General features: G+C 72.8%; 10 protein-coding genes. 5 read left to right on the forward strand and 5 right to left on the reverse strand.

Translation table 11 applies throughout. The features are described from left to right. Positions 1 to 331 precede the first annotated feature (331 nt). From ACFVS9_RS33730 to ACFVS9_RS33750, 5 genes are all read left to right on the forward strand, one after another. Positions 332 to 1864, forward strand: coding sequence for an aldehyde dehydrogenase family protein (locus ACFVS9_RS33730; protein WP_389938744.1), 1533 nt, complete (start codon positions 332 to 334; stop codon positions 1862 to 1864). Between the two features lie 161 nt (positions 1865 to 2025). After that, positions 2026 to 3597, forward strand: a complete 1572-nt coding sequence (locus tag ACFVS9_RS33735; RefSeq protein ID WP_389938747.1) for a GMC family oxidoreductase — start codon at positions 2026 to 2028, stop codon at positions 3595 to 3597. Next, positions 3594 to 4646, forward strand: coding sequence for a glycine betaine/L-proline ABC transporter ATP-binding protein (locus ACFVS9_RS33740; RefSeq protein ID WP_383118866.1), 1053 nt, complete (start codon positions 3594 to 3596; stop codon positions 4644 to 4646). The genes ACFVS9_RS33735 and ACFVS9_RS33740 overlap by 4 nt, the downstream gene beginning before the upstream one ends. Continuing rightward, the gene (locus ACFVS9_RS33745) at positions 4646 to 6628 is read left to right on the forward strand and encodes an ABC transporter permease (RefSeq protein ID WP_389938750.1); all 1983 of its coding nucleotides are present in this window, start codon (positions 4646 to 4648) and stop codon (positions 6626 to 6628) included. Before ACFVS9_RS33740 ends, ACFVS9_RS33745 begins: the two co-directional genes overlap by 1 nt. 1 nt (position 6629) lies before the next feature. Further along, a complete protein-coding gene (locus ACFVS9_RS33750; protein WP_389938753.1) occupies positions 6630 to 7601 on the forward strand; it encodes an ABC transporter substrate-binding protein in 972 nt (323 codons plus the stop codon). Between the two features lie 104 nt (positions 7602 to 7705). On the opposite strand, the gene ACFVS9_RS33755 is transcribed toward ACFVS9_RS33750, so the two are convergent. The 5 genes from ACFVS9_RS33755 to xylB all read right to left on the reverse strand — a co-directional run bounded on the left by ACFVS9_RS33755 (position 7706) and on the right by xylB (position 14889). Next, complete coding sequence (locus tag ACFVS9_RS33755) at positions 7706 to 9598, reverse strand: ABC transporter ATP-binding protein (RefSeq protein ID WP_389938756.1); 1893 nt, start codon at positions 9596 to 9598, stop codon at positions 7706 to 7708. Between the two features lie 98 nt (positions 9599 to 9696). Then, positions 9697 to 11064, reverse strand: coding sequence for a cytochrome P450 (locus ACFVS9_RS33760; protein WP_389938759.1), 1368 nt, complete (start codon positions 11062 to 11064; stop codon positions 9697 to 9699). 158 nt (positions 11065 to 11222) lie between these two features. Then, positions 11223 to 12050 carry a hypothetical protein gene (locus ACFVS9_RS33765; protein ID WP_389938762.1) on the reverse strand — a complete coding sequence of 276 codons (828 nt, stop codon included), beginning with the start codon at positions 12048 to 12050 and terminating at the stop codon, positions 11223 to 11225. Next, the gene (locus tag ACFVS9_RS33770) at positions 12050 to 13336 is read right to left on the reverse strand and encodes a VWA domain-containing protein (RefSeq protein WP_389938765.1); all 1287 of its coding nucleotides are present in this window, start codon (positions 13334 to 13336) and stop codon (positions 12050 to 12052) included. Before ACFVS9_RS33770 ends, ACFVS9_RS33765 begins: the two co-directional genes overlap by 1 nt. Before the next feature lie 71 nt (positions 13337 to 13407). Further along, positions 13408 to 14889 carry a xylulokinase gene (gene xylB / locus ACFVS9_RS33775; RefSeq protein ID WP_389938768.1) on the reverse strand — a complete coding sequence of 494 codons (1482 nt, stop codon included), beginning with the start codon at positions 14887 to 14889 and terminating at the stop codon, positions 13408 to 13410. Positions 14890 to 15214: the final 325 nt, after the last annotated feature.

Below are 15214 nucleotides of genomic sequence, written 5' to 3' on the forward strand. Positions count from 1 at the left end.
GTGCGTACCCACGCACCGGGCCACCGGCCTTCCACCGGGTCCCCCGGACCCGCACACCGCGCCGCGACCACGGAGGGCCTCCGTCCCGGCGCGGATCGTGCGCGGAGGTGGGGACCCCCGCGGCCCTGCCGCTCCGCCGCCGGGGAATCGTGCCTCCTCAGGGGCCTCGCGCAGTGAGCCACGTCACCCAGGGTGAGTTTCATGGCATACATTCCGCCGGACCGGAGAGGTGTCCAGGCTGCTGGTGTGCCCTCATCCCGGTACACCCGCGCGCGACAGTGCTCGGCCGGACCGGTGCGGAGCAATTCAGGCACGGAAGGCAGACCACTACATGTCGGCTCCCAGCTCGTCGGCCCCCGCCGCGGTGACGCTCGAGACCCTCCACATCGACGGTGTCTGGGGCCCCGCCCGCTCCGGCGCCACCCGCGAGGTCCTCGACCCCGCCGACGCCACCGCCCTGGCCCTCGTCTCCGAGGGAGGCGTGGAGGACACCGACGCGGCCGTGGCCGCCGCCCGCCGGGCCTTCGACGACGGCCCCTGGCCGCACAGGCCCGTCGCCGAGCGCGCGGAGCTGCTGCGCCGGGTCGCCGCCCTCCTCCAGCGGGACCGCGAGGAGATCGCGATCACCGAGAGCCGCGACACCGGCAAGACCCTGGAGGAGGGCCGCGTCGACGTCGACGACGTCACCAACGCCTTCCGCTACTTCGCCGACCTCGTCATGAACGAGAGCGGCGGCCGGGTCGTCGACGCGGGCGACCCCGACGTGCACAGCGTCGTGGTGCAGGAGCCCGTCGGCGTCTGCGCGCTGATCACCCCGTGGAACTACCCGCTGCTCCAGGCCAGCTGGAAGATCGCCCCCGCCCTCGCCGCGGGCAACACCTTCGTCCTCAAGCCCAGCGAGGTCACCCCGCTCTCCACCGTCCACCTGATCCGGCTGCTCGCCGAGGCCGGACTGCCCGACGGCGCCGCCAACCTCGTCACCGGCGCGGGCGACCCCGTCGGGGCACGGCTCTCCGAGCACCCGGACGTCGACCTGGTCTCCTTCACCGGCGGACTCGCCAGCGGCACGAAGGTCGCCCGGGCCGCCGCGCCCACGGTCAAGAAGGTCGCACTGGAGCTCGGAGGCAAGAACCCCAACGTCGTGTTCGCCGACGCGTGCGCCACCGAAGACGGCTTCGACACCGCCGTCGACCAGGCACTGAACGCCGCCTTCTTCCACAGCGGCCAGGTCTGCTCCGCCGGGGCCCGCCTCATCGTCGAGGAGTCCGTCCGCGACCGCTTCGTCACCGAACTCGCCCGTCGCGCCGACGCGATCCGGCTCGGCCGGGGCACCGTGGACGGGGTCGAATGCGGCCCGCTCGTCTCCGCGCAGCAGCTCGCCAAGGTCGAGGCGTACGTGGCGTCCGCCCGCGAGGAGGGCGCGGCCGTCCGCTCCGGAGGGGCGCGCCCCGAACCCTCGGACGTCCGGCCCGCAGGCGGCTACTTCTACCGGCCCACCGTCCTGGACGGCTGCCACCGGGAGATGAGGGTGGTCCGCGAGGAGACCTTCGGGCCGATCCTCACGGTGGAGACCTTCCGTACCGAGGAAGAAGCCATCACTCTGGCCAACGACACCGATTACGGTCTCGCCGGGGCCGTATGGACCACCGACGCCGGCCGCGCCCGGCGCGTCGCGGGCCGGCTGAGGCACGGCACCGTCTGGATCAACGACTACCACCCCTACCTCCCCCAGGCCGAGTGGGGCGGCTTCGGCAAGTCCGGTACGGGCCGCGAGCTCGGCCCCACCGGGCTCGCCGAGTACCGCGAGTCCAAGCACATCTACCAGAACCTCAACCCGCGCCCGCAGCGCTGGTTCGCGGGCTGAGAGCGGGCGCCGGCCCCACGGGAGCGACGCGCGGATCCCACGGGACCACGCGCCGGCCCCACGAGAACAAGCACCGTCCCCGCGCGAGCGACGCGACCACCCCGCCCGGCTGTTCGCGGCAGCACGCACACGCAAGCACCTTGCAGAAGGAGCAGTGACCGATGCCCCCGTCCTCCAGCACCGCACGCCCCGAACCCGTCGACTACCTGATCGTCGGAGGCGGTACGGCCGGTTCGGTCATCGCCTCGCGCCTCACCGAGGACCCCGACGTCACCGTCACCGTCATCGAGGGCGGCCCGACCGACATCGGCCGCGAGGACGTCCTCACCCTCCGCCGCTGGCTCGGTCTCCTCGGCGGCGACCTCGACTACGACTACCCGACGACGGAACAGCCCCGCGGCAACTCCCACATCCGGCACAGCCGTGCCCGCGTCCTCGGCGGCTGCTCCTCGCACAACACGCTGATCAGCTTCAAGCCGCTGCCCGGCGACTGGGACGAATGGGCCGAGGCCGGTGCCGAGGGCTGGCACGCGTCCGCCATGGACCCCTACTTCGACCGGCTGCGCAACAACATCGTGCCCGTCGACGAGAAGGACCGGAACGCCATCGCCCGCGACTTCGTCGAGGCCGCCCGGACCGCCGCCGAGGTCCCGCGCGTGGACGGCTTCAACCGGAAGCCGTTCCACGAGGGCGCCGGCTTCTTCGACCTCGCCTACCACCCGGAGAACAACAAGCGCTCCTCCGCGTCCGTCGCCTACCTCCACCCGCACATCGAGGCCGGTGACCGCCCCAACCTCTCGATCCTGCTGGAGACATGGGCGTACCGCCTGGAGTTCGACGGCAACCGGGCCACCGGGGTGCACGTACGCACCGCGGACGGCCGGGAGACGTTCCTGCGCGCCACCCGCGAAGTGATCGTCTGCGCGGGGGCGGTGGACACCCCGCGGCTGCTGATGCACTCCGGCGTCGGACCGGCGAAGGACCTTACCGAGCTCGGGATACCCGTCGTCCACGACGCGCCCGGCGTCGGCGAGAACCTGCTCGACCACCCCGAGTCGGTCATCGTCTGGGAGACCGACGGGCCCATCCCGGAGAACTCCGCGATGGACTCCGACGCGGGCCTCTTCGTGCGCCGGGACCCCGGATCCAGGGGACCCGACCTGATGTTCCACTTCTACCAGATCCCCTTCACCGACAACCCCGAGCGCCTCGGCTACGAGAAGCCCGAGCACGGGGTGTCGATGACCCCGAACATCCCCAAACCCCGCAGCCGCGGCCGGCTCTACCTCACCAGCGGCGACCCCGAGGTCAAACCCGCCCTGGACTTCCGGTACTTCACCGACGAGGACGACCACGACGGCCGCACCCTGGTCGACGGCATCAAGCTCGCCCGCGAGATAGCGAAGACCGAACCCCTGGCCCACTGGCTCAAGCGCGAGGTGTGCCCCGGGCCCGAGGTCACCACCGACGAGGACATCAGCGCCTACGCCCGCAAGGTCGCGCACACCGTCTACCACCCCGCCGGCACCTGCCGCATCGGGGCCGTGGGCGACCCCGCCGCCGTCGTCGACCCGCAGCTGCGGATCCAGGGCCTGGAGGGCATCCGGATCGCCGACGCGTCCGTCTTCCCCACCATGCCCGCGGTGAATCCCATGATCGGCGTACTGATGGTCGGCGAGAAGTGCGCCGAGCTGCTGCGAGCGACCCCGACCACCGGAGGCGATGTCCGATGAGCGAAGCCAGCACCCCCGTGTTCAGCGTGGAGAACCTCTGGAAGGTCTTCGGCCCCAAGGCCGACCGCGTACCCGGCAGCGAGTACGCCGGCCTGCCGCCCGCCGAGCTGCGCGAACGCACCGGCTGCACCGCCGCGGTGCGTGACGTCTCCTTCGACGTCCACAAGGGCGAGGTCTTCGTCGTCATGGGCCTCTCCGGCTCCGGCAAGTCCACCCTCGTACGCTGTCTGACCCGGCTCATCGAACCCACCAGCGGAACCCTCGCCATCGACGGCGAGGACGTCCTGGCCATGGACACCGCGCGGCTGCGCGAACTGCGCCGCCACCGCGCCGCGATGGTCTTCCAGCACTTCGGGCTGCTGCCGCACCGCACGGTGCTCGACAACGTCGCCTACGGGCTGGAGATCCAGGGTCTGGGCCGGGCCGAACGGCGCGCGAAGGCCGCCGAACTGGTCGGGAAGGTCGGCCTCGCAGGTCTTGAGGACCGCCGGCCCGCGCAGCTCTCCGGCGGCCAGCAGCAGCGGGTCGGCCTGGCCCGCGCCCTCGCCGTCGACCCGTCCGTCCTCCTCTTCGACGAGCCCTTCAGCGCGCTCGACCCGCTGATCCGGCGCGAGATGCAGGACGAGGTCGTCCGGCTGCACCGCGAGGAGGGCCGCACCATGGTCTTCATCACCCACGACCTCGGCGAGGCGCTCCGCCTGGGCACCCGCATCGCGCTGATGCGCGACGGCGGCATCGTCCAGCTCGGCACCCCCGAGGAGATCGTCGGCTCGCCCGCCGACGACTACGTACGCGAGTTCGTCCGGGACGTACCGCGCGAACAGGTCCTCACCGTCGCCACCGCCATGCGGCCGCCCGCCTCCGGCGAGGGCGACCGGGGGCCGGCCGTCCGGCCCGGGTCCACCGTCTCCGAGGCCATCGAGGCCGTCGCCCGCTCCGGTGACCCCGTCGCACGGGTCATGGAGGGCGGCAGGCTGCTCGGTGTCGTCGACCACGCGTGCCTGCTCGACGTGGTGGCGGGTTCGGGAGCCCGCGAGGTGACCGTCTGATGGCCACTGCCCAAGCCGCCACCCGTACCGCCGCGGGCCCCCCGGGGACCGGCCCGCTCGCCGCCCTGCGCGCCAGGCCCGTCCTCGGCAAGATCCTCCTGCTGCTGGCGGTCGCCGTCGTCGCCGTCCCCCTCGCACACGCCCGCTGGGGCGGCGGGGTCTGGCCGGGCGCCCTGACCGTCGACCTGAGCGGCCCGCTCGGGGAGGTCAACGACTGGATCATCGGCAACCGCGACAGCCACCCGCTGTTCCTCTACTTCTTCGGCCACATCAGCAACGCCGTCGTCCTGTCCGTGCGCGGCGTCTACCTCGCCCTCCTCGCCCTCGGCTGGGCCGGCGTCACCGCCGTCGCCGCGCTCGTCGCCTGGCGGACGGCCGGCCCCCGCCTCGCGCTGACCGCCGGACTGTCCTTCCTGGCCTGCGGGCTGCTCGGCATGTGGGTGCCGACCATGCAGACCCTGGCCCTGATGACCGTCGCGGTCCTCGTCTCCGTGGTGCTCGGGCTGCTCCTCGGGCTCGCCGGCGGACTCTCGGACCGTACGTTCCGCGTCCTGCGCCCCGTCCTGGACACCATGCAGGTGCTGCCCGCCTTCGCCTACCTGCTGCCCGTCGTCCTCGTCTTCGGCATCGGCGTGCCCGGCGCGGTCCTCGCGACCGTCGTCTACGCCGCCCCGCCGATGGCCCGGCTCACCGCGCTCGGACTGCGCGGAGCCGACCCCGGCGTCATGGAGGCCGTCGCCTCGCTCGGCGCGACCGGACGCCAGCGCCTGCTGAGCGCACGGCTGCCGCTGGCCCGCAAGGAACTGCTGCTCGGCCTCAACCAGACCATCATGATGGCGCTGTCCATGGCCGTCATCGCCTCCGTCATCGGGGCCGGCGGCCTCGGTGACCGCGTCTACCAGGCGCTGTCCTCCGTCGACGTCGGCGCCGCGCTCGCCGCGGGCATCCCCATCGTGCTGCTCGCCGTCGTCCTGGACCGGACGACCGAGGCGGCGGGCCGGAAGATCGGTACGCCGCCCACCGGCCCCGCCGGCCTGCGCGGAGCACGCGGCTGGGGACTCGCCGCGCTGATCGCCGCCGTCGTCGCCGTCGCGGGCCGCTTCACCGGCGGCCGCATCTGGCCCGAGGACGGCGTCGTCGCCATCGCGGAACCGGTCAACACCGCCAAGGACTGGATGGTCGACCACCTCTACACCGGCATCCCCGTCATCGGCGGAACCGCGGACTGGGCCGCCCGCTTCACCAGCTGGATCCTCAACCCGCTCCGCGACGGACTCCAGGGCCTGCCCTGGTGGGGCGTGCTCCTGGCGGTCGCCGCCCTCGCCTGGACCATCGGCACCTGGCGGACCGCGCTCACGGCCGTCCTGGCCATGGCCGCCATCGGGGTGCTCGGCGTCTGGGACCTGTCGATGGACACGCTCAGCCAGGTCATCGCCGCCGTCGCCGTCACCCTCGTCCTGGGCTTCGGCATCGCCGTCGCCGCCGCTCGCAGCGGACGCCTGGAACGCCTGCTGCGCCCCGTCCTGGACGTCTTCCAGACCATGCCGCAGTTCGTCTACCTCATCCCGGTCATCGCCCTCTTCGGCGTGGGCCGCGCCCCCGCCGCCGCCGCGGCGGTCGTCTACGCCCTGCCCGCCGTCGTCCGCATCACCACCCAGGGACTGCGGGGCGTCGACCCCGCCGCCATGGAGTGCGCCCGCTCGCTCGGCGCCACCAGCGGGCAGCAGCTGCGTCAGGTACAGATCCCGCTGGCCAGGCCCGCACTGCTGCTGGCCGTCAACCAGGGCGTCGTCCTGGTCCTCGCGGTCGTCATCATCGGCGGACTCGTGGGCTCCGGCGCGCTCGGCTACGAGGTCGTGTTCGGCCTCGCCCAGGGCGACCTGGCCACCGGCCTCGTCGCGGGCGCCGCGATCGTCTGCCTGGGACTGATGCTGGACCGCGTCACCCAGCCCACCGCCCGCCGCCAGCGGAAGGAGAGCTGACATGGCTCGCACCCGCCTCCGTACGTCCGCGACCGCCGCCTCGGCCGCAGCCCTGCTGGCCGTCACCGGCTGCGGCGCGGCCGACATGACCAGACAGGCCTCCCCGTTCGCCGCCCCCGCGGACATCAAGACCGTCACGCTCTCCGTACAGTCCTGGGTCGGCGCGCAGGCCAACGTGGCCGTCGCGCAGAAGATCCTCCAGGACGAGCTGGGCTACCGCGTCGACCTCGTACAGACGGACGAGGTACCCGCCTGGGACGCCCTCAGCCAGGGCCGGGTGGACGCCATCCTGGAGGACTGGGGCCACCCCGACCAGGAGCAGCTGTACGTCAAGGACAAGAAGACCATCGTCCCCGGGGGCGACCTCGGAGTCACGGGCCACATCGGCTGGTACGTGCCCAAGTACTGGGCCGACGAGCACCCGGACGTCACGGACTGGAAGAACCTCGACCGGTACGCCGACGAACTGCGCACGGCCGAGAGCGGTGACAAGGGCCAGCTGATGGACGGTTCACCGTCCTACGTCACCAACGACAAGGCGCTGGTGAAGAACCTCGGCCTGGACTACAAGGTCGTCTTCGCCGGTTCCGAGGCCGCGCAGATCACGCAGATGCAGCAGTTCGCCAAGGAGAAGAAGCCCTTCCTCAGCTACTGGTACCAGCCGCAGTGGCTGTTCAACGAGGTACCGATGGTCGAGGTCAAGCTCCCGGAGTACTCCGACGCCTGCGCGGCCAAGGCCCCGGCGGACATCGACTGCGCCTATCCGACGACCCCCCTCCAGAAGTACCTCAACGCGGACTTCTCGGAGCGGGGCGGGGACGCGGCGGCCTTCCTGAAGAAGTTCGCGTGGTCCGAGGACGACCAGAACGAGGTCTCCGAACTCATCGCCTCCGAGCGGCTGTCACCCGACGAGGCGGCCGGCCGCTGGGTCGAGGAACACCCGGAGACCTGGAAGAAGTGGCTGGACGGCTGACCTGAACCGAGGACACCCCCGGCTCGGAGGCCGCCGCGGCACCGGCCGCGGCGGCCTCCGCCGTGCCGGGGCCGGACGGCGGGGGAGAGGGAGCCGCCCCCGGTTCAGCGGACCGGCCGGGGTGCCTCCTCGGCCGGCGGTGCCTCGAACTGGGTGCGGTGCAGTTCCTCGTACCGCCCTCCGGACGCCAGCAGCTCCTCGTGCGTCCCGCGTTCGACGACCCGGCCGTCCTCCACGACCAGGATCAGGTCGGCGGCCCGTACCGTGGACAGGCGGTGGGCGATCACGAGCGCCGTGCGGCCCTCCAGGGCCTCGGCCAGTGCCTCCTGGACGGCGGCCTCCGAGGTGGAGTCCAGGTGGGCGGTCGCCTCGTCCAGGATGACCACCCGCTGACGGGCCAGCAGCAGCCGGGCGATGGTGAGCCGCTGGCGTTCGCCGCCGGAGAGCCGGTAGCCGCGCTCGCCGACGACCGTGTCCAGCCCCTCGGGCAGCGACGCCACCAGACCGTCCAGACGGGAGCGGCGCAGCGCGTCCCAGATCTCCTCCTCGGCCGCCTCCGGCCGGGCGAGGAGGAGATTGCCCCGCACCGACTCGTGGAAGAGGTGCCCGTCCTGGGTGACCATGCCGAGCGTCTCCCGGATCGAATCGGCCGTCAGGTCGCGTACGTCGACGCCGTTCAGCCGGACGGCGCCCGCGTCGGTGTCGTACAGGCGGGGGAGGAGCTGCGCGATCGTCGACTTCCCGGCCCCGGACGATCCGACCAGCGCGACCATCCGGCCCGGCTCCGCGGTGAAGGAGACGTCGTGCAGGACCCGGGTGCCGCCTCCTGAGTCGAGGGCGGCGACCTCTTCGAGCGAGGCGAGGGAGACCCTGTCCGCGGAGGGGTAGCCGAAGGAGACCCCGTCGAACTCCACGGACACCGGCCCCTCGGGCACCCGGCGGGCGTCCGGCTTCTCCGCGATCAGCGGCTTGAGGTCGAGGATCTCGAAGACCCGCTCGAAGCTGACCAGGGCGCTCATCACCTCGACGCGCGCCCCCGCCAGCGCCGTCAGCGGTGCGTAGAGCCGGGTGAGGAGCAGGGCCAGGGCGACGACGGCTCCGGGTTCCAGGGCGCCGCGCAGCGCGTAGTGGCCGCCGAGGCCGTAGACCAGGGCGAGGGCCAGGGCCGACACCAGGGTGAGTGCCGTGATGAAGGTGGACTGGAGCATCGCGGTGCGGATGCCGATGTCACGCACCCGGCCCGCGCGGGCGGCGAACTCGGCGGACTCGTCGGCGGGGCGGCCGAAGAGCTTGACGAGCGTGGCGCCCGGCGCCGAGAAGCGTTCGGTCATCTGCGTACCCATGGTGGCGTTGTGCCCGGCGGCCTCCCGCTGGAGCTCCGCCATGCGGGCGCCCATCCGGCGGGCGGGGACGACGAACACCGGCAGCAGTGCCAGCGCGAGCAGAGTGATCCGCCAGGAGATCGTGAGCATCACCCCGAGGGTCAGAAGCAGGGTGACAGCATTGGAGACCACGCCCGAGAGGGTGTTGCTGAACGCCCGCTGGGCGCCGATCACATCGTTGTTGAGCCGGCTGACCAGCGCACCGGTCCGGGTGCGGGTGAAGAACGCCACGGGCATCCGCTGGACGTGGTCGAACACGGCGGTCCGCAGATCGAGGATCAGACCCTCGCCGAGGGTGGCGGACAGCCACCGGACGAGGAGCCCGAGCCCCGCCTCCGCCACCGCGATCACGGCGATCAGCCCGGCCAGCCCGCCCACCGTCCCGGTGTCCCGGCCCGCCACGATCGCGTCGACGATCCGCCCCGCCAGCACCGGTGTGGCCACCGCCAGCAGTGCGGTGACCACGCTCAGCAGGAGGAACCGGAGGATCCGGCCCCGGTGCGGCCGGGCGAACGCCGCGATGCGGCGCAGCGTGGCCCGGGAGAAGGGTCTGCGGTCCTTCTGCGCGTTGACGGTGCTGTGCAGCGAATGCCACGCCGTGACTTCCATGTCCATGCGGGTGCCTCCGGAGTCGGTCGGTACGCAGGGCACGTTAGGACCTCGAGTAAAGTCGAGGTCAACCGTTCCCGGTCCGCTTCACCCGTCGGCGCCCCCTACCGGGCCCGTACGGTCGCCAGGACCTCCCGGTCCGGTTGCAGCGTCAGCACCGGCACGGGGCCGATGGTGCCCGGATCCACCTCCAGCCGGAAGCGGCGCGCCAGGACGGCCAGGACCAGCACCGACTCCACCATGGCGAAGCGCGTCCCGAGACAGACCCGGGGGCCGCCGCCGAACGGGTACCAGGCGTACTCCGGGATCTCGTCCCCGGTCTCCGGGTCCCAGCGCTCCGGGCGGAACGCCTCCGGCTCGGGGAACCACCGCGCGTCCCGGTGGGTCACCCACTGGCTGCTCCACACCCGGGTGCCCTCGGGCATCGGCACGCCGCCGATCGAGGCCCCCTTCCCGGCGATCCCCGTGACCAGCCAGATGGTCGGATACAGCCGCAGGGTCTCCTTCACCACCGCCTGGGCGTAGGGCAGTCGCGCGTAGTCGTCGATGCCCGGCTCCCGGTCGCCGAGCACCCGGTCCAGCTCCTCGGTGAGCGACTCCAGCGCCCGCGGGGTGCGGGAGAGCAGATACCAGGCCCACACCAGGGTGGAACTGGTCGTCTCGTGGCCGCCGATGTAGAGCGTGACGGTCTCGTCGCGGATCTCCTTGTCGGAGAGGCGCGCCCCGGTCCCGTCCACCGCGGTGAGCAGCCGGCTGAGCAGGTCGGGGCGCTCCCCGTCCCCGTCGCGGTGGCGGGCCACCACGCGCCCGACCTCCGCGTCGATCACCGCCGCGGCCTTCCTGATCCTCGCCCGGCCGGGAGTCGGAACCCAGTCCGGCAGGACGGCGCCGAGGCCGCTGAACTCCTTGCCGATCTCCTGCTGGGCGATGTCCATGGCGCGGCCCATCGACTCCGCGTCGGCCGGTGTGTCCACCCCGAAGATGGTGCGGACGGCGATCCTCTGCGTGAGCGCGGCCATCTCCCGCTTGACGTCGACCCGTTCGCCGTCCGCCCAGGTGCCGGCCAGCTCCACCGCGCACGCCGTCATCGTGGAGGCGTACGACTTCACCTGCTGGGGCCGTACCGAGGGCTGGACCAGCGAGCGCTTGCGCCGCCAGTCCGGGCCGCGCGCCACCACGACGCCGTTGCCCATGACCGTGCGGAAGGCGATGCCCAGCAGCGGCTGGTCGAAGGTGCGCTCCGTCTCGGTGAGCAGATCGCCTATGCACTCGGGATCGGCGATGAAGACGCATTCGTTGCGGCCGAAGCGCCAGCGCACCATGTCCCCGTATCCCCGGAGGTGTTCGAAGAAGGCGAGGGGGTCCTTGCCGAACCGCGGCAGGCTCCCCAGCAGGGGGAGCCCTCGCGGGCCCTGGACGAGCCGGTGGCCGCGCGGCTCGGCGTCGAGGGCCGCACCGGTTTCCGTGGACATGGGGAACTCCCGTCATCTGCCGTGCGCAGTAGGCGAGTTGCAGAGCCTAATGCCAGTCGTCCATGAGTTCGACGGGGCGTCCCGGCTGCCCGGCCGGAACGCGAACGAGGGCCGCAGGCGGGTGCCTGCGGCCCTCGGAGCCGTGGTGCGGGACGAGGTCAGTACCCCGGCGGAACCCGGGAGGGACGACCGCCGCCACGGGTGAGGCCGTAGCCGAACACCCCGGCCAGCGCGGCCAGTACACCGCCTCCGACGGTCCACAGCCAGCGGCTGGTCCACCAGCCGGAGGACCAGCCGTCCTCCGGTTCGCTGCCGGCCGTGACGGTGCCGCCCTGCGCGGACACGGCGGACACCCCCGGCACCAGGGGTTCGGACAGGGTGCCGTCCACATCGGCGGCGCCGCCCTGGGAGGCCGAGGTGACCTCGGTCTCCACGTGCACCGGAAGACCCAGGTCCTCCTCGGCCAGGCCGATCACCGTCAGACGCGCGTAGTAGCTGCCGGGCAGCGGGTCGGACGCCCACGGCTCGGACCAGGCGCGCACCGTGCGCAGGACGCAGGACAGCTCGACGGTGCCCGCGTCGGGGGCCGCCTTCCTGGTCTGGTGGCCGTACATGCAGGCCTGCCGGCGGCGGAGTCCGTCGTACACGTCGACCTGCCAGGTCGACGCGCCGTGCCGGGTCGCGCTCTGAGGCAGCGTCACCTTGGCCCGGACGGTCGGCCGTTGGCCGGCGTCGGCCGGGAAGGCCCAGTACAGGTAGTCACCCGTGGACGCGTCCGCGGTGGCCTTCTGCTCCTGCTGGATCGCCGTGGCGGTACGGAAGGTGGTGCCCGCCTCCGTCGGTCCCGCCTTCTCGCCGTCCGCCGGGCTCGCGCTCGGGGACGCGTCGTCGGCGACGGCGGCGCCCGCCGGGGTGAGCAGGGCGACGGCGGCCAGCAGCACGCCCGCCACTGTGCGTCTCACGGTGTTCCTCCGGGTCGTACGCATCAGTTGGTCCTCCATACGGCCACGCGCCAGCGCGAGATCCAGCCGAACAGCAGGCCGGCGATCAGTCCGGTCAGCACCATGGCGCCGAGCAGCCACCAGCCGCGGCCGAGGCCGAACGCGGCGACGTCGGAGGCCCCGTCGGGGGTGTCCACCAGGTCGACGGTCAGTTCGACGGGCATGCCGGGGGTGGTCTTCACGGACGCGGGCGCCGAGAAGGAGTTGCTGAGCTGGAGGCAGACGGTCTCGGCGGCGGGCTTCGCGTCGCCGTCGGAGGCGTCGGTGCCGTCCTGTTCGGCCTTCGGGTAGCGCAGCCCGGTGGAGACGGCGTCCGTACGTCCCGTACCGGACTCCGAGCCCCGGACGATCTCGCGGCCGTGCGTGGTCACCGCGCGCAGCAGGACCCCGTAGTCGTTGTTCACGGCGCGGTCCGCCGCCACGCTCACCGAGGCGCGCAGCTCCTGGCCGGGCAGGACGTCCACCCGGTACCAGCGGTGCTTGCCGATCTCCTGACGGTCCGTGTAGAGCCCGGCCTTCAGCTCCGGGGCCGCGGAACAGCTGCCCGCGCCCTCGGTGGCCACGGGGGTGATGACGGGTTCGGCGGCCCGGTCGACCAACTGCTTGACACGGCCGGACAGTTCGTCGGTGTGCTGGACCGCCGTGTAGGTGCCGCCGGTGGCCTCGGCGATGCAGGTCAGCTGCTGCCGGATCTTGGCGTTGGGCACCAGGCCGAGCGTGTCGATGACCAGGTGGATCCCCCGGGCGGCGATGTCACGCGCGACCTCGCAGGGGTCCAGGGGGCCGCAGGTGTCCTCGCCGTCGGTGATCAGGACGATCCGCCGGGTGGAGTCCCCGCCCTCGAGGTCGTCGGCGGCACCGAGCAGGGCGGGGCCGATCGGGGTCCAGCCGGTCGGCGCCAGGGTCGCGACGGCGGTCTTGGCCTCGGTGCGGTCGAGCGGGCCGACCGGGTAGAGCTGCTTGGTGTCCTTGCAGCCCACCTTGCGGTCGTCGCCCGGGTAGTCGGCGCCGAGCGTGCGGATACCGAGTTCCACCTCCTCGGGCACCGCGTCCAGGACGTCGTTGAACGCCTTCTTGGCGGCGGATATGCGGGACTCGCCGTCCATGTCGCGGGTGCGCATGGAGCCGCTGACGTCAAGCACCAGCTCGACCTTGGGCGACGCGGCGGTGGAGGGTTCGTCGGCGGCGGCCGGGAGGGCGGTGCCGAGCCCGGCGGCCAGGGTGGCGAGCAGAACGCCCACCCCGGCCGTCAGCCGTTTTCTTGTGATCATCGCCGGATCCTATTGAAGATCCGCGGTCATCCCCAAAACACGTGCGCCGGGCGCGATTTCAGCGCCCCGTGTCAGCCGCCGAGCAGCGGTCCCGAAGCCCGGTCCAGCACGGAGCCGACACGCTCCCAGGTCTCGGTGTCCCTCTCCACCGGGGGGAGTTCGGCGTCGTCCGACTTCGCGTTCCAGCGCGCCGCGACGGCGACCGGGTCGCCGCCGCCCGCCGCGGAGGCGGCCAGCGCCGCCGCGCCGAGCGCGACCAGTTCACCGCTGCCGGGCACGATGAGGGGACGGCCGGAGAGACGGCGTACGGTCTCCACCCAGGTGCGGCCCTGGGCGCCGCCGCCGATCAGCCGCAGGGGCCGGCCCGCCACCTCGGGGTCGGCCGGGTCGAGCCCGCACGCCAGGAGCAGTTCGTCGAGGGCGCGCAGCACGGTGAAGGCCGCGCCCTCGTACGCCGCGCCCAGCAGCTGCTGCGGGGTGGTGTCGTGCCGGAGGCCGGTGAGCAGCCCCGACGAGGTCGGCAGGTCCGGGGTGCGCTCGCCGTCCAGGTAGGGGAGGAGGACGGCCTCGCCGCCGGGTGCCGCGTCGTCGCGGTGCAGGCCGAGGAGGGCCGCCACCTTGTCGACGGCCAGGGTGCAGTTGAGGGTGCAGGCCAGCGGGAGGTACGTCCCGTCGGCCGCGGCGAAGCCCGAGAGGGCCGTGGAGGCCGGGCGGGTCCGGGAGGCGGCGAACACCGTGCCCGAGGTGCCCAGGCTCAGGACGGGGTGGTCCAGCAGCCCCGCGCCGCCCAGGCCGAGGCCCACCGCGGCGCTCATGTTGTCCCCGGTGCCCGCCGCCACGGCGATGCCGGCCGGAAGGCCCAGCGCGTCGGCCGCGGCCTCGGTGAGGGACCCGATCCGGGTGCCGCCCGTCGCGGCGACCTCCGGCAGCATGGAGAGGTCCAGGCCCAGGCGGTCCAGGAGTTCCGGGTCGTAGGCGCCCGTCGCGGTGGAGTACCAGCAGGTGCCCGACGTGTCCCCGGGGTCCGTCGCGGCGACGCCCGCGAGCCGCTCCGTGAGGAAGTCGTGCGGCAGCCGTACGAAGGCCGTCGCCTCGGCGTTCGCGGGGTCGTTCTCCCGCAGCCACCGCCATTTCGTGGCGGTCATGGACGCGACGGGCACGGTGCCGGTGCGCGCGGTCCACGCCTCGGGGCCGCCCAGCTCCGCCACGAGCGCCGCCGCCTGCGGAGCGGAGCGCGTGTCGTTCCACAGGAGCGCGGGGCGCAGCGGGCGGCCGGTCCGGTCGAGGGTCACGAGCCCGTGCTGCTGACCCGCGACGGCGATGCCGACGACGGAGGACGCCGAGAGCCCGGACTCCTTGAGCCCGGCCGCGACGGCGTCGCACAGCGCCTGCCACCAGACCTCGGGATCGGTCTCGCGGGCCCCGCCCTCACCCGTGACGACGTGCGGGGCGCGGCCGACGGCCAGCAGCTCACCGGTCTCGGTGTCGGTGACTGCAGCCTTGGTGGACTGGGTGGAGCTGTCCACGCCGATGACGACGGTACGCGGCGGCATGGGCTACCTCTTCTCGTGCGGATTCCGGTGGTGCGGGTTTTGGGAGTGCGACAAACAAATTACGTGATCGACGCGGCCCGGAACAGAGGCGACCCCCGTTTCGTCGTCCGGGGGGTTACGTCCGCCCGGTGCCGCGTGCATAATTAATCATGTCAGTGAACAAATAGGCCCGGAGTCCAGGCGACGGCTCCGGACCCCCGGCAGGCGAAGGCGGACCCACCATGACCGAACGCTTCACTCCCACTCCCGCGGACAGGTTCACGTTCGGTCTGTGGACGGTGGGCTGGCGTGGCAACGACCCGTTCGGTGACGCGACGCGTCCGGT

This window comes from Streptomyces sp. NPDC058008 (assembly GCF_042886395.1).
Classification (GTDB): domain Bacteria; phylum Actinomycetota; class Actinomycetes; order Streptomycetales; family Streptomycetaceae; genus Streptomyces.